Source organism: Arthrobacter sp. NPDC058097 (assembly GCF_042884885.1).
In the GTDB taxonomy this organism is placed as follows: Bacteria; Actinomycetota; Actinomycetes; order Actinomycetales; family Micrococcaceae; genus Arthrobacter.
In genome coordinates this window covers 276,075-295,112 of the sequence record NZ_JBHVSZ010000005.1, presented here as the reverse complement: position 1 = coordinate 295,112, position 19,038 = coordinate 276,075, and the positions used below count along the sequence as shown (strand labels likewise).

The following is a 19,038-nucleotide window of genomic DNA, read 5'->3' as shown; positions in this document are numbered from 1 at the left end:
GGGAAACCGCGGATTTCCGGGGTCCCGGGGACTGTGTTCAGCCCCCGGGCACCGTCAGTTAAGCCTCCAGGACCACCGGGATGATCATGGGGCGCCGCCGGAGCTTGCGGTTGACCCACGTGCCGACGACGCGCCGGACGATCTGCTGCAGCTGGTGGTTGGTGTGGTCGGCGTTGCTGAGCACGGCCTCCTCCAGCGCGGCGTTGATCTTGGGAATGATGTCGTCAAAGACCGAATCGTCCTCGGCCACGCCGCGGGCGTGGATCTCGGGTCCGGAGACAACCTTGCCGGTGGCCCGGTTGATGACCGTGATGATGGAGATGAAGCCTTCGTCGCCCAGGACGCGGCGGTCCTTGAGGTCCGCGTCGGTGATTTCGCCGACACTGGAGCCGTCCACGTACACGAAGCCGACCTCGATCTGCCCCACGATGTCGGCCTGGTGGTCCCGCAGGTCGATCACCGTGCCGTTGTCCGCCAGCAGGATGCTGGCGGCCGGAACGCCCGACTCCTCGGCGATCTTGCCGTTGGCTATCAGGTGGCGCGTCTCGCCGTGCACGGGCATCGCGTTGAGCGGCTCGAGGATGTTGTAGCAGTAAAGCAGTTCCCCTGCCGCGGCATGGCCGGACACATGGACCTTGGCGTTGCCCTTGTGGATCACGTCGGCGCCGAGCTTCAGCAGGCCGTTGATGATGCGGAAGACGGCGTTCTCGTTGCCGGGAATGAGGCTCGAGGCCAGGATGACGGTGTCGCCCTGTCCCACCACTACGCGGTGGTCGCCGTTGGCCATGCGTGACAGTGCGGCCATGGGTTCACCCTGCGAACCGGTGGACATCAGCACCACCCGGTTGTCGGGCAGCGTGTCGATGTTCTTCAGGTCCACCAGGATGCCGTCCGGCACGTGCAGGTAGCCGAGCTTGGCGGCGATAGCCATGTTCCGCACCATGGAACGTCCCACGAAGGCAACGTTGCGGCCGTGCTTGACCGCTGCGTCCAGGACCTGCTGCACGCGGTGGACGTGCGAGGAGAACGACGCCACGATGATGCGCTTGGTGGCCTGGGCGAAGAGCCGGTCCAGGGTGGGGCCGATCTCCTTTTCCGCGGTGGTGAATCCCGGGACGTCGGCGTTGGTGGAGTCGGACATGAACAGGTCCACGCCTTCTTCACCCAGCTTGGCGAAGTGCCGGAGATCGGTGATGCGGCCGTCGAGGGGCAGCTGGTCCATCTTGAAGTCGCCGGTGTGCAGCACCGTGCCGCCGGCTGTGCGGATGAAGACGGCCAGCGCATCCGGGATGGAGTGGTTGACCGCCACGAACTCGCACTGGAACGGGCCGAACTGCTCCACCTGGCCCTCGGTGACGGACAGGGTGTAGGGCCTGATCCGGTGTTCCTGCAGCTTGGCCTCAATCAGCGCCAGGGTCAGCTGGGAGCCAACGAGCGGGATGTCGTTGCGGAGCCGCAGCAGGTACGGAACGGCTCCGATGTGGTCCTCGTGGCCGTGCGTGAGGACCACGGCGACGATGTCGTCGATCCGGTCCTCGATGTAGGAGAAATCGGGCAGGATCAGGTCAACGCCGGGCTGGGTTTCCTCGGGGAAGAGGACACCGCAGTCGACAACCAGCAGCTTGCCGTCGATTTCGAACACAGCCATGTTCCGGCCGATTTCGCCCAGCCCGCCCAGCGGGACAATCCGCAGGGTGCCCTGGGGAAGGCGGGGAGGCGTAACGAGGCCGGGGAGGGCTACTTGGGTCATAATGCACTTCTTTCCAGCCGGAAGAGTGCCGGTCTCAGTCCGTCAGGAAAAGACCAGCCCTCCTTCCGCCAAGTCCTCGCGGATGGTTTCGATCTCGGCTTCGTCCGGCTCCACGAGGGGCAAGCGGACAATCGAGTTGGGCAGGACTCCCTGCCATTTAAGAATTTGCTTGGCTGCAACGGCACCCTGCACACGGGTCATGGTTGCGCGCACTACGGGCTCAAGCTCGAAGTTGATCTTGCGGGCCGTGCCGAGGTCGTTCGCGTTGATCGCGTCGATGAGCTCCCGGAAGCGGCGGGTGGCGACGTGCGTGGTGACACCCACGAGGCCGACGGCGCCCAGGGCCATCCACTGCAGGGTCAGGCCGTCATCGCCGGAGTAGAAGGCAAGGTCGGTCTCGGCCAGAACGCGGGTGGCCGCTGCGAAGTCGGCCTTGGCGTCCTTGACGGCCACGATGTTCGGATGCTGGGCCAGCCGGATCATGGTGTCCGGGGCGATCTCGATGGAGGACCGTCCGGGGATGTCGTAGAGCATGACGGGCAGGTCCGTGGCAGAGGCGACCGTCTCGAAGTGCGCCCGGACGCCGGCCTGGCTGGGCTTGTTGTAGTAGGGCGTGACGATCAGCAGGCCGTCGACGCCCAGCTTTGCGGCTTCCTGGGACAGGTGCACGGAGTGGGCGGTGTCGTTGGTTCCGGTGCCGGCGATGACTGCGGCACGCCCGCCAACGGCTTCCATCACGGCGCGGAACATACCGAGGTTTTCCTCGTCGGTGAGGGTGGACGTCTCGCCGGTGGTTCCCGTGACGACGAGACCGTCGCAGCCCTCGTCAACGAGCTTGGTGGCCAGTTCCGCGGCCTGCTGGTAATCAACCTTGCCGTCCGTGGTGAACGGGGTGACCATTGCGGTCAGGAGGGTGCCCAGGGCAGGAATGTTCGCGGAAGTGTCAGCCATGGGAAAAACGTTACCCTGTCACGTGCAGGTTAGGACAATGGCCGCCGCGTGATGATCGTCAAATTCCGGCGCACTGCTCCTAGGCCGGGTCTGCTCCCGAGCAGTATCGCTCCACGGCGGCCTCCCGCAGCGACTCAGCCCATAGGGTGAGGCGCTGCGCGGCGCGGACGTAGTGGAACAGCTCGGTGGGCGTCAGTGCGTCAACGTCCGTTTCGCACAGCCGGCGGGCAAGCTCCGGCCCCGGAACCTGGTCGGAGAGTGCAACGCCTTCCCGGACCCACTGGACGTCCTCGGCAGGCTCCCCCGCCACGAGCTGCCGGAAAAGGAAGTCCACCACGCCGGGACTCATCGCCTTCAGCGGATCACCCTTTGGCGGATCAGCCCTGGGCGATCGCATCCGCCCTTCCAGCCGGTTACCTGCCGAACGCCCCGATGACTTCTCCATGCCGGCAATACTATTCGAACATATATTCGAACACAAGGTCTGGCCGGCCAGGACCCCGGAGACAGAGGTTCACGAAAATCAGTGCGCCATTGCTGATGTGAGACGATCACACCATGACCTCGCGGAGCACGGCTGCATCTTCCAAAACAGCGAAGGGGCCGGCTACTGGCGTCCGACTGGCCGGTATTGACGCCGCCCGCGGCCTGGCCCTCCTTGGCATGATGGCCACCCACCTGCTCCCGACCTTCGAACCCAATGCCGCGCTGACTCCCACCTGGGTGGGCCTGACGTTCTCCGGCCGCGCCGCTGCCCTGTTTGCCGTGCTCGCGGGAATCGGCCTCGCCCTGTCCACCGGCAAGCAACAGCCCCTTGACGGACCCGCGCTGGCGGCAGCACGGCGCGGCATCGCAATGCGCGCCCTGGTGATTGCCGTCGTCGGGCTCGCGCTCGGCGGACTTGACGTCAACGTCGCGGTGATACTGGTGCATTACGCCGTGCTGTTCCTGTGCATCCTGCCGTTCGTAGGCCTGCGGCTAAAGGCCCTGTGCGCCTGGGCAACCGGCTGGATCCTGCTCTCCCCGGTCATTGCGTTCCTGCTGCGGCCGTGGCTCATGGCCGCAGATCCACCGCTGCAGCTCAACCACAATCCAGGATGGGAAGACTTCACCACCCCGGGACAGCTGCTGGGCGACCTGTTCCTGACGGGGTACTACCCGGTGTTCCAGTGGATTTCGTATCTCCTGGTGGGGCTCATCATCGGCAGGCTCGCGCTGACCACGGCATTTGTTCCCGTGTTGCTGCTGCTCGGCGGCACTGCGGTAGCGGCCTTCTCCAAGGTCCTGGGCACGGCGGCCATGGAGCAGTGGGGCGGCCGCGCCGCCCTGCAGGACATCCTTACGGACCCCAACTATCCGCTGGACAGCCTCCTGCAGGTCAATCTGGCCGGCGTCCGGCAGGAGGGGTCATGGTGGTGGCTGGCCAGCAGCGCGCCCCATTCCGGAACCGCGCTGGACCTGCTGCATACCAGCGGCGTGGCGGCCGCCGTCGTCGGCCTTTGCCTTCTTGTGGGCAGGCTGGGGCAGTGGCTGGCTCTGGACCTGCTGCTTCCGCTGCGCGGACCTGGGGCCATGACGCTTACGTTGTACACCGTCCACGTCTGCGTTGTCGCATCGTTCCATCTCAAGCCACTGCCCGTCGGGTGGACCGAGGACGGAATGTACTTCGCCCACGCGGCGCTGGCCGTGGTGATCGGGATGCTCTTCGTCATCCTGAAATGGCGGGGTCCGCTGGAATGGCTGGGGCACGCCGCCAACCAGGTGGGCCGGCGCCAGAAGGCGCGGGCCCGCTAGATTCGCTGACTGCCCTACTGCGCCACAGCGTCGCCGGAGGCGCGGAACAGCCGCACTGCATCGCGCATGGAGGAACGTGCCCGCTTCCGGTCACCCGAGGCGTCATAGGCGCAGCTGAGCCGGAACCAGGAGCGCCAGTCGTCCGGCGCGGCCTCGGTTTCGGCGCGGTACTTCTCGAACTCCTCGTCCGCGGCAGCCCGGATGATCCGGCCGGCGGGGGTTCGCGGCAGGTTGTCCTCCGGCAGGCCGCCTTCGGCCTCAAGCACCCGTGCCATCTGTTCCGTCCGGGCACCGAAGAGGAGTTCGCGGATCAGCGCCCAGGCGCCGATCACCGGCAGCACGAGGTACGCCGCGCCGATGGCCTTGGCCACCGGCTCGGCGTCCGCCAGCAGCAGGACGGAGCGCTGGAAGGACACCACGAGGTAGAAGACCAGCAGGAGCGTCACCGCGCCCACCCAGATCTTGGTGCGGTTGGTCCTCAGCCAGCCAAGAAGCGGTTTCACTGCGTTACAGCCCCAGGTCCAGGTAGCCGTCCAGGCCGACGGTAAGCCCCGGGTGCGCGGCGACATTCCGCACGCCGAGGAGCACACCGGGCATGAATGACGCCCGGTCGAAGGAATCGTGACGGAGCGTCAGCTGCTCCCCCGGGCCGCCGAGCAGGACCTCCTGATGTGCCACGAGGCCGCGGAGGCGGACGCTGTGCACGCGCACGCCATCCACTTCGCAGCCGCGGGCGCCGGCCAGTTCAGTGGTGGTGGCGTCGGGGCTGGGGCCGACGCCGGCAGCCTCGCGTTCGGCAGCCACCAGCTGGGCGGTGCGCACGGCGGTACCCGACGGCGCGTCCACCTTGTCCGGGTGATGGAGTTCGATGATCTCCACGGATTCGAAGTACTTGGACGCCTTGGCGGCAAATGCCGACGTGAGCACGGAACCGAGGGCAAAGTTGGGTGCAATCAGCACGCCGACTTCCGGGTGGCCGGCCAGCAGGGTCTCCAGCGACTCCAGCCTGCCCTGGTCCCAGCCCGTGGTGCCGACCACGGCGTTCATGCCGTTTTCGACGGCGAAGCGCACGTTTTCCTCGGTGCTCTCCGGAACGGTGAGGTCCACGACGTACCGGGCACCGGATTCGAGGAGGGAATCGAGGGAGTCTCCGCGTCCCAGCGCGGCGACGAGCTTCATGTCGGGTGCGGCCTCCACAGCTTTGACGGCCTCGGCGCCCATGCGCCCGTTTGCGCCCAGAACGGCGACAGGAAGTTGTTGGGTCATGGATTCAACACTACCGTTCGGGCGCCCGGCAGACGGAACCGGAGCGCATGCGTTACCTCACGCGCGGACGCCCTAAAGCCTGCCTGGGCCGGCCTCTACTCCCCGGCGCTGACGTCCCTTATTCCCCGGCCCCGACCCATTCGACCGTGCCGTCGCTGAAGAACTGTTCCTTCCAGATCGGCACCTGCGCCTTGACCCGGTCCACCAGCTCCGAGCACACGGCGAAGGCCTGCCCGCGGTGGGCGGCCGATACCGCGCAGACGAGGGCAGGGTCGCCGATTTCCAGCGGGCCAACCCGGTGCGCTACCCAGATCCGGACGGGCGGAGCCATGGCGCCATCAGCGGACCCGTCGGTTCCGGCCGCCCCGGCCTGCTCGGCCACCAGCTGCGCCACGACGTCGTCCAGCACCTTCCGGGCCGTGGGATGGGCGCTGTAGCTGAGCCGGTCCACCGGCTTGCCGCCGTCGTGGTTCCGGACCACGCCGCTGAAGCTGACCACGGCTCCTGCGGTGTCCGATTCCACGGCGGCGATGGCCTGGTCCACGGAGATGGGTTCGGTGCTGAGCACCGCGGTTACTACTTCGAACGATGCCTCAGTGGCCATGTCCGCCCTCCAACTGGTCGCACAGGTGCCCGATCACCGGGTCCAGGACGGACAGGCCGTCCATGACTCCCTTGGGTGAACCGGGCAGGTTGATGATGAAAGTCCGGCCCGCCGAACCGGCATGTCCGCGGCTCAGCATGGCATGCGGCGTCTTCGCCGTTCCGAACTGCCGGATTCCCTCCATGATGCCGGGGATCTCGCGGTCCAGCAGCGGCAGCGTCATTTCCGGCGTACGGTCGTCCGGGCTCAGTCCCGTTCCGCCGCTGGTGATGACGACGGCGGGTTCCTGGGTCAGGAGCGCGCGGATCGCCGCGCCCACCGGCTCACCGTCGGGCACCACCATCACCGGATACGGCACGAAGCCGTGTTCGGTGAGCCAGTCGGTGATGACGGGGCCGGTCTCGTCCTGGTAGACGCCCGAGGCAGCCCGTGTTGAGGCAATCACGACGCCGGCCTTGCGCCCCTGCACCTCGCCGTGGACGTGCGCGCCCCTGGCTCCGGGGTCAGTGGACTTCGAAGCGGTGGCTTTCGAATCGGCAGTGCTCACAGTGCCCAGTCCCCGCTCTTGCCGCCGCTCTTGGCCAGGACCTTGATGTCCGTGAGGATGGCATGCTTGTCCACTGCCTTGATCATGTCGTAGACGCTGAGCGCCGCCACGGAAGCGGCCGTCAGGGCCTCCATTTCGACGCCGGTCACACCCCGGGTCTTGACCGTGGCCAGGATGTCCACGGTCTCGGGTCCCAGTTCGAAGTCGATGGTCACCTTCGAAATGGGGAGCGGATGGCACAGCGGGATCAGCTCAGGCGTTTTCTTGGCCGCCATGATCCCCGCAACCCGGGCCACGGCCAGGGCATCGCCCTTGGGCAGGCCGCCGGTGCCCAGCAGCGTCAGGACCTCGGCGGTGCTGCGGACCGTCGCCGTGGCCGTGGCCTCGCGGGTGGTTTCCGGTTTTCCTGAGACGTCCACCATCTGGGCCGTGCCGTCACGGCGCAGGTGGGTCAGGGCGCCGTGGTCATTTTCTGCAGTCACAACATCCATACTTCCACCTCGGCGCCCTCGTCGAGAGCAGCGGTGCCGGCGGGTACGTGCACCAGGGCGTCCGAGTGCGCTAGCGCCTGCACCAGATGCGAACTTTCGCCGCCCTGCAGCCGGACCGTGCCGTCAGCTTGGAAAGACCCGCGCCGGACCTGGTGCTTGCCCGCCGGAGAGGTCAGCGACTGGGCCAGCCGGGCACGGACCGCGGGCCTGGGCGCGGGCGCTCCGAACAGCTCGCCCAGCACCGGACGGAGGAACATCTCGAAGGAGACGAGGCAGCTGACGGGGTTCCCCGGAAACGCAAGGAGGGGGACGCCGTCGAACGTTCCCAGCCCCTGGGGGCCGCCGGGCTGCATGGCGACGTGCTGGAACGCGACGTCCTGCCCGTCCATGGCCTGCCGCACCACCTCGTACGCGCCCTTGCTCACTCCCCCGGTGGTGACAATCAGGTCCACGGCCGACGTGTGGGTGCGCAGCAGCGTCCGCAGGCCGTCCGGGCTGTCGGCGGAGATGCCCGCCCTGGTCACGGCAAGCCCCGCCTGCCGCAGGGAGGACTCCAGGAGCGTGCCGTTGGCGTCGTAGATCTTGCCGTCGCCCAGCGGTTCCCCTGGCTCCACCACTTCGTCGCCGGTGGTGACCAGCAGGACCGAAAGCTGCCTGTGGACCAGGACCTCCGGCAACCCCAGCGCGGCAAGCAGGCCCAGTTGCGCCGGGCCCAGGCAGGTGCCCGCGGCCAGCGCCTGCCGGCCGGCTTCGATGTCGCTTCCGGCGGCGCGGATGAACGTCCCGGCCGGCGTGGCCGGCAGCCTCACCTCGGCTTCTTCGTTCGGGACCGGAAAGATGGAGGGGACGGCATGTTCAACGGGTACGACGGCGTCCGCCCCGTCGGGCACCATGGCACCGGTCATGATGGGGACGGCAGTGCCGGGCTGCAGGGGCGCGGGCCGTGCGCCGGCCGGAACCGGAGCCGCCACGCGCAGGGTCGCGCCGCCGTCGGGCACGTCGGCGGAGCGGATGGCAAAGCCATCCATCTGCGAGTTCGGAAACGGGGGCAGGCTGACCGGAGCGGTGATGTCCTCGGCGAGCCCGCGGCCCAGCGCCTGGACCAGCGGCAGCTTATCGGTCCGCTCCGGCGACAGCAGAGGTTCGAGGAGCTCCCTGACCGCCTGCCGGTGGTCCGCGACGCTCCGGTGTTCGCCGTGGCCGTGTTCACCGTGCCGGTGTTCATTGTGATCGTGGGCGCCGGGATCATGCCTGCCCTCGTCGTGCTGGCTGTGCTGACGGGTGCTGTGCTCGTGGGGGCTATGCATGGTCCGGCCTTTGGTGGGCTACGTTTTCACGTCCACTCTAATGGTGTGGAAGCCCGTGGCACCGTCCGGCGCCACCGAGCGGTGTTCCTCCGTCTGTTCAGTGCCTTTGAGGTCCGTGGCCCGCACCTGGACCTCGTGCTGCCCCGGCTGCAGGTCAAGGCCGAGCTGCCACTGGTACCACGTGTCCGCCGAGATGCCCGGGGCCAGCCTGGCGGGCTGCCAGCTCCCCCGGTCCACGCGCAGCTCGACCTTGCCGATACCGGTGTGCTGCTCCCAGGCAACACCGCCGAACACCACGTTCCCGGCCGGCACAGAGGCTCCGTCCCGGGGCACGTCGATCCGGGACGAGATCTTGATGGGGCCGCGCTCGGACCAGCCGCGGGGCGTCCAGTAGGCCACGTCGTCGGCGAACCTCGTGACCTTCAGTTCGGTGAGCCACTTGGTGGCCGAGACATACCCGTACAGCCCTGGCACGATCATGCGCACGGGGAAGCCGTGCTCGAGCGGAAGCGGCTCGCCGTTCATGCCCACGGCGAGCAGCGCATCGCGCCGGTCGGTGAGCGCCTCGAGCGGGGTGCTGGCCGTAAAGCCGTCCGAGCTCCGTGACAGGACCATGTCCGCCTCCGGCTTGGGGCCGGCCATCCCAAGCAGCTCCCTTACCGGCCAGCCCAGCCAGCGGGCGTTTCCGATCAGGTCGCCGCCCACCTCGTTGGACACGCAGGCGATGGTCACATGCCGCTCGATCAGGGGTTTCGCCAACAGGTCCTCGAACGTGATCTCGACTTCCCGTTCCACCAGCCCGGTGACCTTGAGCCGCCACTCGCGGGAATCAAGGACGGGGACGGACAGTGCGGTGTCGATGCGGTAGAAGTCACTGTTGCGTGTGACCAGGGGCGCCACCCCGGCCACTCCGAGGTCGGCGCCGACCGGAATGGGCGGGGCCGGTGACTCCGGCACGGGCAGCCTCAGGGTCCGGCGGACCTCGTTGACGCCGGCGGCCCCGCCCCGCCAGACGGTGACGACGGCGCCGCCCACCAGGACGCCGGCCGCGGTGCCGCCGAGCAGCTGGAAGAAGCCCCGCCTGGCAGGTCGCGGGCCTGCATCCCCGGCGACGTCGGGGGCAGCCAGGCGCCGAACCAGCTTGAGCAGCACAGCGATCCCTATCCCGGCGGCAAGGAGCGGAAGAACGACGGCGGCTGCGGTCACCTGGGCGCGGGTCAGGACCGCCGCCAGGCCCACGACGCCGAAAATGGCAAAAATGGCAACACCCGCGAAGCGTCGGCGCAGCTCCAGGACGCCTGCCGCGGCGGCGATAACGGCGATTGCCAGCGCCATGCCGGCCAGCAGGGCCAGCTTGTCCGCCGTGCCGAAGAGGGAAACAGCCCAGTCCTTGACGCCCGGTGGAACGGAATCGATGACGGCTCCGCCCAAGGCGCTAATTGTTGAGAGTGACGGACTTACAAAGCCGGCAATGAGCTCACTCGCGACGAGTCCGGTTCCGGCTGCCACCACGCCTGCGGCCGCCGCCCACCGGCGCCGGTGCCGGCCTGGCTCAGAGGACCCGTTCACCCTTCAAGCATAGGTTCAGGCAGCGCTTTCCGGCACTGCCCGCTCCCCACCCCGGCCGTCGCAGCTGCGGGTCCCCGCGGCGCAGCGCAGTCACGGTTCGGGCCGGGTGTGATCGGCGCCCCATCGTGGCGTAGCCTGAAGTAATGAGTGTTCAGCTTGGCATCCCGCAGCTCCGTGAAGGGGGCGTGCCCGCTTCGGGGTCGCAGCCGCTTCCGGCTGCGCCCGCGGCCGGGGTCCCCGCCCGCCGCCCGGCTGAGGCTCCCGCGGGCCTCGCCGACCGTTACGGCCGCAGGGCCACGGATATGCGCCTTTCGCTGACGGACAAATGCAACCTGCGGTGTACATACTGCATGCCGGCCGAAGGGCTGGAGTGGCTGTCCAAGCAGGCAGTCATGACCGGCGAGGAAATCGTGCGGATCGTCGGCATCGGCGTCGACCGGCTGGGCGTGCGCGAACTGCGCCTGACCGGCGGCGAGCCCCTGGTCCGTGCCGACCTCGTCGACATCATTGCCGCCCTTCGCCAGGCACACCCGGGGCTCCCCATTTCCATGACGACGAACGGCGTGGGCCTGGACCGCAAGGCCGCAGCACTCAAGGCCGCCGGGCTGACGCGGATCAATGTGTCCCTGGACTCGCTGCATGAGGAAACCTTCGCCAAACTGACCCGGCGCCCGTTTCTGGACAGGGTGCTCGCCGGGGTGGATGCCGCCTGGGCCGCCGGCCTGGGTCCCGTGAAGCTCAACGCCGTGCTGATGCGGGGCATCAACGACACCGAATCGCCGTCCCTCCTCGCCTGGGCGCTGGAACGCGGCTACGAACTGCGCTTCATCGAGCAGATGCCGCTGGACGCCGACCACGGCTGGACCCGCCGGAACATGATCACCGCGGCCGAGATCCGGGAACTCCTCTCCGCGGACTTCGTGCTGAGCCCGGACCCGCGCGCCCGCGACGGCGCACCGGCGGAACGCTTTGAAGTACGACGCCGGGCTGGAAGTTCCGGGGACGCCAGCCCTTCCGCTGATTCGCACGGCCCGGTGCTCGGCACCGTGGGGATCATCGCCTCGGTCACCGAGCCGTTCTGCTCCGACTGCCGCCGGACCCGGATCACCGCCGAGGGCAAGATCATGAGCTGCCTCTTCTCCCGGGAGGAATTCGACCTGCTGGGCCTGCTGAGGCAAGGCGCCAGCGACGAGCAGCTCGCCGAACGCTGGCAGGATGCCATGTGGCTGAAGCCCAAAGCCCACGGCATGGACCACGTGGGACTCGACGCCCCGGACTTCGTCCAGCCGGACCGCAGCATGAGCGCCATCGGAGGCTGATCCTTGAACGTACGATACTTCGCTGCCGCACGCTCCGCGGCGGGCGTGGAGGAAGAGCGCTTTGAACTTCCCGCCGGTTCCACGGTGGAGTCCCTGCTGGCCGCCATGCTCGACGTCGAACGCCCAGAGCCTCCGGCCGGGACGCCGCCGCTCGACAGGATCCTGGCCCGCAGCAGCTTCCTGCTGAACGAGGTCGCCGTCCGGGACCGGACCACCGTCCTGGCGGACAGCGACGTGGTGGACGTCCTGCCGCCTTTCGCCGGCGGTTAATCCCATCCAGGTAGCAGCACAGGGCGTTCCCGGCCGCGGGAACGCCCTGTGCTGCTACTTGGTTGGGTCGGCGCTTAAATTCAGGCGCGGTGACAGATCGAGGTCATGAACGGCTGGAAGTCGTGGGCCTCCCCCAGCCGCAGTTCGGCCGTGTGGGTCAGCACGCCCTGGTCCACCCGGAAGGTGTGCCGGGCGGCGCCCCGGTCGCTGCGCCGCTCCACCGTGAGGGTGGAGTCGTGCCAGACCCCGCGGGCCGGGGCCGGCGGGGGCTGTCCCATGCTGTCGACGTAGTACCAGAGCGTTTCGTCGTGGTCGGGGTCCACCGTGAAGACCCCGTGCCCCTCGAAGTGCGTGCCGTCGGCTTCGGTGTGGCGGTAGGACTGGACGACGGCGAACCCTCCGGCCGCGCGGGTGAACGTCACCTCCGCGGTGGCCGTGCGGGCCGGACCCCACGGCGAGGCGGCCAGTTCGGTGGTTCCCAGCCAGCGCCCGACGAAGATCTCCAGCGCTTCGTGCGCTGTGCCCGGTTGCGGCTGGTCCATTATTCCTCCTAGGCCGGAACTTCAGTAGATTCAGAGCCCGAAGGTTTCCGATTCATCGAAGGGGCCGACCACCGTGACGGTCCGGGGCGCCGCGGCCAGCTCCCTGGCCAGCTCCTGGACCTGTTCCGCGGTCACGGCCTTGATGAGGCGCAGGGTCTCGTCGATGTCCTGGTATTCGCCGGAGACCAGCTCGGCGCGGCCCAGCCGGGACATGCGGGAACCGGTGTCCTCCAGGGCCAGGACGATGCCGCCGCAGAGCTGTCCCACCGCCTTGCGGAGCTCGTCCTCGGAGATGCCGCCGGCCGCGAGGCTGTCGAGTTCGGCGCCGAGGAGCTCCAGGACCTGGCGGACCTTGGTGGGCGTGCAGCCGGCGTACATGCCGAAGTAGCCGGCGTCGGCGTAGGACGACGCGAAGGAATACGTGGAGTACACGAGCCCGCGCTTCTCGCGGATCTCCTGGAACAGCCGCGACGACATTCCGCCGCCGAGCACGGCGTTCAGCACGCTCATGACGTAGCGGCGTTCGTCGGTGGCCACGATGGTGGGGCAGCCCATGATGATGTTGGCCTGTTCCACCGGGCGGGTGACAACATGCAGCCCGGCGGTGCCGGTGATCTCTGCGCGCGCAGTGGAGCGGCGCTCCACGGGAGCCGCGCCGGGCTCAAGGGACCACCCGGCCGAGTGGAGGGCATCCACCACGAGCCGGCAGACGACGTCGTGCTCCAAACCGCCGGCGGCGGTGATCACCAGCTCGTCCGGGCGGTAGTAGCGGCGGTAGTGGTCCCAGACGGAGTCACGCGCCACGGCGCGGATCGCGTCCGGCGTGCCGCCAATGGGGCGTCCGAGCGGATGGGTGCCGAGCACGGCGGCCACGAAGTGTTCATGGGCGACGTCCGTGGGGTCGTCGCTGTCCATTGCGATCTCTTCGAGGATGACGTCCCGCTCCTGCTCCATCTCCGCGGGGTCCAGCACGGCGCCGGTGATCATGTCGGCGATGACGTCGATGGCCATCGGCAGGTCCGTGTCCAGCACGCGGGCGAAGTAGCAGGTGCTCTCCTTCGCCGTGGCGGCATTGGATTCGCCGCCCACCTCGTCGAAGGCCGACGCGATTTCCAGGGCCGTGCGCCGCTTGGTGCCCTTGAACAGGAGATGCTCAAGGAAGTGCGTGGAGCCGTGCTGGCCGGGGGCCTCGTCGCGGGACCCGACGCCCACCCAGAATCCGATGGTGGCCGAACGCTGCCCCGGCATGGCCTCAGTCAGGACGCGGACCCCGCCGGGGAGGACCGAGCGGCGGACTTCCGAACCGCCGTCGGCTCCGTGGATCAGGGTGTCGCCGGGGTGGTTCTGCTCCAGCGGCAGGGGTACGACAGTCATCAAGGCCTTTCGGAAAGCGGAGCCAAATCTGCCTGCAATCGTACCAGCGGGCCCCGCCGTCGGCGTGGCTCTGACATGGGCTGTTTGCCGCCGCAAGTGGAGGTTTTGGGTGCGGGTTAAACGGGGCGGGGCCGGTGGTACAACCAACGGCCCCGCCCTGATGGGTTGCCGGCAGCACTCAGCTGCCGGAGCCCGGAACTACTCGGAAGCGTCCGAGCCTTCTGCCGGAGCGGAAGCGTGGACGCGGTCGGCGTCGCCGGCGCCTTCCTCTTCAGCCACTACCGGAGACAGGGACAGCTTTCCGCGGTCATCGATCTTGGTGATCTCGACCTGGATCTTCTGGCCCACGGAGACGACGTCCTCGACGTTGTCCACGCGCTTGCCGCCGGCGATCTTGCGCAGCTCGGAGATGTGCAGCAGACCGTCCTTGCCCGGGGTCAGGGACACGAAGGCGCCGAAGGTCGTGGTCTTGACCACGGTGCCCAGGTAGCGTTCGCCGACCTCGGGAACCTGCGGGTTGGCGATAGCGTTGATCGCGGAGCGGGCGGCATCTGCCGAGGGGCCGTCGGTGGCGCCGATGTAGACGGTGCCGTCGTCCTCGATGGAGATGTCCGCGCCGGTGTCCTCCTGGATCTGGTTGATCATCTTGCCCTTGGGGCCGATGACCTCGCCGATCTTGTCCACGGGGATCTTGACGGCGATGACGCGCGGAGCGAACTCAGAGAGCTCGTCCGGGGTGTCGATCGCGGCGTTGATGACCTCGAGGATGTGGAGGCGGGCTTCGCGTGCCTGCTTCAGTGCTGCTGCCAGCACGGATGCCGGGATGCCGTCGAGCTTGGTGTCCAGCTGGATGGCCGTGACGAACTCGGACGTACCTGCAACCTTGAAGTCCATGTCTCCGAAGGCATCTTCGGCGCCGAGGATGTCGGTCAGCGCGGCGTAGCGGGTCTGGCCGTCCACCTGGTCGGAGACCAGGCCCATGGCGATGCCGGCAACGGCAGCCTTCAGCGGAACACCGGCGTTGAGCATGGACAGCGTCGAGGCGCAGACCGAGCCCATCGAGGTGGAGCCGTTGGAGCCGAGGGCTTCGGACACCTGGCGGATGGCGTACGGGAACTCCTCGCGCGACGGCAGCACCGGGACGAGCGCGCGCTCGGCCAGGGCACCGTGGCCGATTTCGCGGCGCTTCGGGGAACCGACGCGGCCGGTCTCACCGGTGGAGTACGGCGGGAAGTTGTAGTTGTGCATGTAGCGCTTGCGCGTTACCGGCGACAGCGAGTCGATCTGCTGTTCCATCTTGAGCATGTTCAGCGTGGTGACGCCCATGATCTGGGTTTCGCCACGCTCGAAGATGGCGGAGCCGTGAACGCGGGGCAGGACCTCGACCTCGGCGGTGAGCTGGCGGATGTCCGTCAGGCCGCGGCCGTCGATGCGGATCTGGTCCTTGAGGATGCGCTGGCGGACCACGTGCTTCGTCACGGAGCGGAAGGCTGCAGACAGCTCCTTCTCGCGGCCTTCAAACTGCTCGGCCAGCGAGCCAACAACCTCGTCCTTCAGCTCGTCGGCTGCGTTGTCGCGGTCCTGCTTGTCGGCGATCTGGAAGACAGCCGTGAGCTTCTCGGAGGCAGCAGCCTCGACGGCGGCGTATACGTCGTCCTGGTAGTCCAGGAAGACCGGGAACTCGACCGTGGGCTTGGCTGCGCGGGCGGCCAGGTCCTGCTGGGCTTCGCAGAGTGCCTTGATGAACGGCTTGGCAGCCTCCAGGCCCTCGGAAACAACCTCTTCGGTGGGGGCGGTGGCGCCCTGCTCCTTGATGAGGCTCCAGGAGTTGTCCGTGGCTTCTGCCTCGACCATCATGATCGCGACGTCGTCACCGGCAACGCGGCCGGCAACGACCATGTTGAACACGGAGTTCTCGAGCTGGGAGTGCTTCGGGAAGGCAACCCACTGCGAACCCTGCTCGTCTGCGACGAGGGCAACGCGGACGCCGCCGATCGGGCCGGAGAACGGCAGACCGGAGAGCTGGGTGGACATCGAGGAGGCGTTGATGGCCACAACGTCGTACAGCTCGTCCGGGTTGATCGCCAGTACGGTGACGACGATCTGGACCTCGTTGCGCAGGCCCTTGACGAACGCGGGGCGCAGCGGGCGGTCCATGAGGCGGCAGGCCAGGATCGCTTCGGTGGACGGGCGGCCTTCGCGGCGGAAGAACGAGCCCGGGATGCGGCCGGCGGCGTACATACGCTCTTCGACGTCCACCGTCAGGGGGAAGAAGTCGAAGCCTTCACGCGGGTGCTTGCCTGCGGTGGTCGCGGAGAGCAGCGCGGTGTCCTCGTCGATGTACACCATGGCTGCGCCGGCTGCCTGCTTGGCGAGACGGCCGGTTTCGAAGCGGATTACACGCTTGCCAAAGCGGCCATTGTCAATGACTGCTTCTGAGAACTGGATTTCGGGACCCTCCAAGAGAGTCACCTCCGTTTCCTATGTAACGGAAGTCCAGCCGCATCAACCCAGCCCAGCATCTGTCTACTGGCCCTGCACCCGGTCATCGATCGAGACCCACGGGCCGGCTTCAGTCAGCGAAGCTTCCCGGGGATCACTACCGAGGACCGCGAATGCGTGATGCGGTTGATCCTCCTGTTTAGTTTTTATGTACTGACGAGGCGGCCCGTCCCTGGTGGAAAGGGCCGCCTCCAAACCAGACTAGCGGCGCAGGCCGAGACGCTCGATGAGCGAACGGTAGCGGGCGATGTCAGTGTTCTTCAGGTAAGTCAGCATGCGCTTGCGGCGACCAACCATGGCCAGCAGACCGCGCTGGGTGTGGAAGTCGTGCTTGTGCTCCTTCATGTGCTCAGTCAGATCCTTGATCCGCTGAGTCAGAACCGCAATCTGGACCTCCGGCGAACCGGTGTCGCCCTCGGACGTTGCGTATTCCTTGATGATGGACTGCTTTACGGCGGCGTCAAGTGCCACAATAACTCCTAGAGATGTGCCGTGAGGCCCGAGTCAGTAATTCACTGCCGGGGGTGCCGGCGCGGAGCTGCGAAGAACTTTCCGCGCATGACAGGATCCAGCAACCACGGACTGCAGCCGGATCCACCGCTTAGTTTACCGGCCGTGTTGCAATTCTGTCGAAACGGCAACAGGGCTGGTCACGCCTCGGGGAGCAGGTCCCGGATGGCCGCCATGCCGCGGTGGAGTTCGGCAAAGCCGGTGCTCAGCGGCGAAAGTCCGATCCTGATGCCCTGCGGCGCACGGAAGTCCGGGATGACATCCCTCTCCCAGAGCGCCGCGGTCACCTCCCGGAAGGCGGGGTGGTCAACGGTGATGTGGCCTCCGCGGCGGTCAGGATCCCGGGGTGTCGCAAGCCTCACTCCGGCGGGCGCGAGCCAGGCATCGTGCAGTTCCAGCGCATACGCGGTGAGCTGCCGCGACTTTTCCCGGATGGCTTCCATGCCGGCCTCGTCAATCAGGTCCAGCGTGCCGCGCATGGCGATCATTCCGAAAATGGCCGGCGTGCCGCTGAGGAAACCGCGGATGCCGGCGGCCGGTTCGTAGCCCGGCCCCATCTCGAACGCGTCCTTCCGGCCCATCCATCCCCAGATGGGCTGCGCCAGTCCGGGCAGGTGCCGGTTACTGACGTAGGCGAAGGCGGGCGAACCCGGCCCGCCGTTCAGGTACTTGTAGGTGCAGCCCGCCGCAAAGTCCACGTTCCAGGCATCAAGCTGCAGCTCCACGGACCCGGCCGAATGGCACAGATCCCAGATCACCAGCCCGCCGGCGTCGTGCACTGCGGCTGTAATGCCCGGCAGGTCTGCCAGGTACCCCGAGCGGTAGGCCACATGGCTAAGAAGGACGACGGCGGTGGCCGGCCCCACAACCTCCCGCACCTGGTCGAGGTGGACACCGGAGGCGGGATCCGCTTCGATCCAGCGCAGGGTCAGGCCCTCCTCCTCGGCGATGCCCTCGACGAGGTACCGGTCGGTGGGAAAGTTGTCCGTGTCCACCACGATTTCTGTCCGCGCCGGATCCCCGACGGCGGCCAGCGCGGCCCGGATCAGCTTGTAGAGCACCACCGTGGTGGAGTCGGCGATGATGGCCTGGCCCGCGGCGGCGCCGAGCACCGCCCGCCCCAGCTGGTCGCCGATGGCCTGGGGCATGTCCAGCCATTCCTCGTCCCAGCCCCTGATCAGGCGCCCGCCCCAGCCCTCCTGGATGAAGGTGGCAATGTCTCCGGCGGTCCGCTTGAGCGGGCGTCCCAGGGAGTTGCCGTCCAGGTAGGACAGCTCGGTCTCTGCGCCGACGAACAGGTTCCGGTAGCGGGCCAGCGGGTCCTGGGCGTCGAGGCGTGCGGCCTTTTGCAGCAGGGCGTCGCCTGCCTGCGTGGTCACTGTCCTATCTCCGTGCGCACGGCGAACAGCTCCGGGAAGAACGTGAGCTCAAGGGCCTTTTGCAGGAACGCCGCCCCGGTGGAGCCGCCGGTGCCTGTCTTCATGCCGATGGTGCGCTGCACGGTCCGCAGGTGCCGGAACCGCCACAGCTGGAAGTTGTCCTCCAGGTCGACCAGTTCCTCGCATGCCTCGTAGGCTCCCCAGTTCTGCGCGGCGTGCTCGTAGATGTGCTTGAACAGCGGCACCAGGGCAGGCTCAAACTCGTGCGCGCGGGTCACGTCCCTGTTCAGCACCTCCTCGGGAACATCGAAGCCCTGGCGGTACAGGTAGGCGAGGAATTCGTCGTAGATGCTCGGCGCGTGCAGGACTTCGGTCAGCAGGGCGTGGGCTTCGGGATCGGACTCGAAGACGGGAAGCATCTTCCTGTTCTTGTTGCCGAGCACGAACTCGACGGCGCGGTACTGGCTGGACTGGAAACCGGACGAATTGCCCAGGAAGCCACGGAATTCCGCGTACTCGGTGGGTGTCAGCGTGGCCAGCACGGACCACTGTTCGGTGAGGGTCTTCTGGATGTGCTTGACCCGCGCGATGCCCTTCAGTGCCGAGCCGAGGTCATCGGAACGCAGCCACTGCGCGGCGCTGCGGAGCTCGTGGAGCACGAGCTTCAGCCACAGCTCCGTGGTCTGGTGCTGGATGATGAAGAGCAGCTCGTCGTGGTGTTCCGGGACGCTGACCGGCTGTTGGGCGCTGAGCAGTGTAGGCAGCTGCAGGTAGGACGCGTAACTCATGCGGGAACTGAAATCCCGCACAATCCCCTTGTCCAGTTTCCTGGTGTTCTTCTCTACGGTCACAGCGTCGCCTTC

At 67.6% G+C, this 19,038-nt stretch carries 19 protein-coding genes; 3 read left to right on the top strand and 16 right to left on the bottom strand.

The window, feature by feature from the left end; translation table 11 throughout:
* Nucleotides 1-58: 58 nt before the first annotated feature.
* The 3 genes from ACFVTE_RS11290 to ACFVTE_RS11280 form a co-directional block, all read right to left on the bottom strand.
* Entirely contained in the window at nucleotides 59-1,750 is a 1,692-nt protein-coding gene (locus ACFVTE_RS11290; protein WP_387100357.1) for a ribonuclease J, read from the bottom strand.
* Nucleotides 1,751-1,792: 42 nt separating this feature from the next.
* A complete protein-coding gene (dapA, locus tag ACFVTE_RS11285) occupies nucleotides 1,793-2,701 on the bottom strand; it encodes a 4-hydroxy-tetrahydrodipicolinate synthase (RefSeq protein ID WP_387100355.1) in 909 nt (302 codons plus the stop codon).
* Nucleotides 2,702-2,780: 79 nt separating this feature from the next.
* Nucleotides 2,781-3,050: a hypothetical protein gene (locus ACFVTE_RS11280; RefSeq protein WP_387100538.1), complete on the bottom strand. Its 270-nt coding sequence runs from the start codon at nucleotides 3,048-3,050 to the stop codon at nucleotides 2,781-2,783.
* Between the two features lie 209 nt (nucleotides 3,051-3,259).
* Between ACFVTE_RS11280 and ACFVTE_RS11275 the strand changes: the two genes are divergently transcribed.
* Nucleotides 3,260-4,495 carry a heparan-alpha-glucosaminide N-acetyltransferase domain-containing protein gene (locus ACFVTE_RS11275; protein ID WP_387100353.1) on the top strand — a complete coding sequence of 412 codons (1,236 nt, stop codon included), beginning with the start codon at nucleotides 3,260-3,262 and terminating at the stop codon, nucleotides 4,493-4,495.
* A 14-nt stretch (nucleotides 4,496-4,509) separates the two neighbouring features.
* On the opposite strand, the gene ACFVTE_RS11270 is transcribed toward ACFVTE_RS11275, so the two are convergent.
* The 7 genes from ACFVTE_RS11270 to ACFVTE_RS11240 form a co-directional block, all read right to left on the bottom strand.
* Nucleotides 4,510-4,998, bottom strand: coding sequence for a hypothetical protein (locus tag ACFVTE_RS11270; protein ID WP_387100351.1), 489 nt, complete (start codon nucleotides 4,996-4,998; stop codon nucleotides 4,510-4,512).
* Nucleotides 4,999-5,002: 4 nt separating this feature from the next.
* The gene (gene dapB, locus ACFVTE_RS11265; RefSeq protein WP_387100348.1) at nucleotides 5,003-5,761 is read right to left on the bottom strand and encodes a 4-hydroxy-tetrahydrodipicolinate reductase; all 759 of its coding nucleotides are present in this window, start codon (nucleotides 5,759-5,761) and stop codon (nucleotides 5,003-5,005) included.
* Nucleotides 5,762-5,879: 118 nt separating this feature from the next.
* Nucleotides 5,880-6,365 carry a molybdenum cofactor biosynthesis protein MoaE gene (locus ACFVTE_RS11260; protein WP_387100346.1) on the bottom strand — a complete coding sequence of 162 codons (486 nt, stop codon included), beginning with the start codon at nucleotides 6,363-6,365 and terminating at the stop codon, nucleotides 5,880-5,882.
* Entirely contained in the window at nucleotides 6,355-6,834 is a 480-nt protein-coding gene (locus ACFVTE_RS11255; protein WP_387100536.1) for a molybdenum cofactor biosynthesis protein B, read from the bottom strand. Before ACFVTE_RS11255 ends, ACFVTE_RS11260 begins: the two co-directional genes overlap by 11 nt.
* A 74-nt stretch (nucleotides 6,835-6,908) precedes the next feature.
* Nucleotides 6,909-7,403, bottom strand: a complete 495-nt coding sequence (gene moaC, locus ACFVTE_RS11250) for a cyclic pyranopterin monophosphate synthase MoaC (RefSeq protein ID WP_387100343.1) — start codon at nucleotides 7,401-7,403, stop codon at nucleotides 6,909-6,911.
* On the bottom strand, nucleotides 7,391-8,710 hold the full coding sequence (gene glp, locus ACFVTE_RS11245; protein WP_387100340.1) for a gephyrin-like molybdotransferase Glp: 1,320 nt from the start codon (nucleotides 8,708-8,710) through the stop codon (nucleotides 7,391-7,393). Before glp ends, moaC begins: the two co-directional genes overlap by 13 nt.
* A gap of 18 nt (nucleotides 8,711-8,728) precedes the next feature.
* Nucleotides 8,729-10,279, bottom strand: coding sequence for a molybdopterin-dependent oxidoreductase (locus tag ACFVTE_RS11240; protein ID WP_387100337.1), 1,551 nt, complete (start codon nucleotides 10,277-10,279; stop codon nucleotides 8,729-8,731).
* 143 nt (nucleotides 10,280-10,422) lie between these two features.
* Here ACFVTE_RS11240 and moaA point away from each other — a divergent pair, with 143 nt between their 5' ends.
* Nucleotides 10,423-11,598, top strand: a complete 1,176-nt coding sequence (moaA, locus tag ACFVTE_RS11235) for a GTP 3',8-cyclase MoaA (protein WP_387100334.1) — start codon at nucleotides 10,423-10,425, stop codon at nucleotides 11,596-11,598.
* Between the two features lie 3 nt (nucleotides 11,599-11,601).
* Complete coding sequence (locus ACFVTE_RS11230; protein WP_387100331.1) at nucleotides 11,602-11,868, top strand: MoaD/ThiS family protein; 267 nt, start codon at nucleotides 11,602-11,604, stop codon at nucleotides 11,866-11,868.
* 80 nt (nucleotides 11,869-11,948) lie between these two features.
* On the opposite strand, the gene ACFVTE_RS11225 is transcribed toward ACFVTE_RS11230, so the two are convergent.
* From ACFVTE_RS11225 to kynA, 6 genes are all read right to left on the bottom strand, one after another.
* On the bottom strand, nucleotides 11,949-12,410 hold the full coding sequence (locus tag ACFVTE_RS11225) for a DUF1579 family protein (protein WP_387100328.1): 462 nt from the start codon (nucleotides 12,408-12,410) through the stop codon (nucleotides 11,949-11,951).
* Nucleotides 12,411-12,440: 30 nt separating this feature from the next.
* Nucleotides 12,441-13,784 carry a M16 family metallopeptidase gene (locus tag ACFVTE_RS11220; protein ID WP_387100325.1) on the bottom strand — a complete coding sequence of 448 codons (1,344 nt, stop codon included), beginning with the start codon at nucleotides 13,782-13,784 and terminating at the stop codon, nucleotides 12,441-12,443.
* Nucleotides 13,785-13,982: 198 nt separating this feature from the next.
* Nucleotides 13,983-16,247, bottom strand: coding sequence for a polyribonucleotide nucleotidyltransferase (locus tag ACFVTE_RS11215; protein WP_387100534.1), 2,265 nt, complete (start codon nucleotides 16,245-16,247; stop codon nucleotides 13,983-13,985).
* 240 nt (nucleotides 16,248-16,487) lie between these two features.
* Nucleotides 16,488-16,757, bottom strand: coding sequence for a 30S ribosomal protein S15 (gene rpsO, locus ACFVTE_RS11210; RefSeq protein WP_003798808.1), 270 nt, complete (start codon nucleotides 16,755-16,757; stop codon nucleotides 16,488-16,490).
* 179 nt (nucleotides 16,758-16,936) lie between these two features.
* A complete protein-coding gene (gene kynU, locus ACFVTE_RS11205; protein WP_387100322.1) occupies nucleotides 16,937-18,175 on the bottom strand; it encodes a kynureninase in 1,239 nt (412 codons plus the stop codon).
* Nucleotides 18,172-19,026, bottom strand: a complete 855-nt coding sequence (gene kynA, locus ACFVTE_RS11200; RefSeq protein ID WP_387100319.1) for a tryptophan 2,3-dioxygenase — start codon at nucleotides 19,024-19,026, stop codon at nucleotides 18,172-18,174. Before kynA ends, kynU begins: the two co-directional genes overlap by 4 nt.
* Between the last annotated feature and the right edge of the window lie 12 nt (nucleotides 19,027-19,038).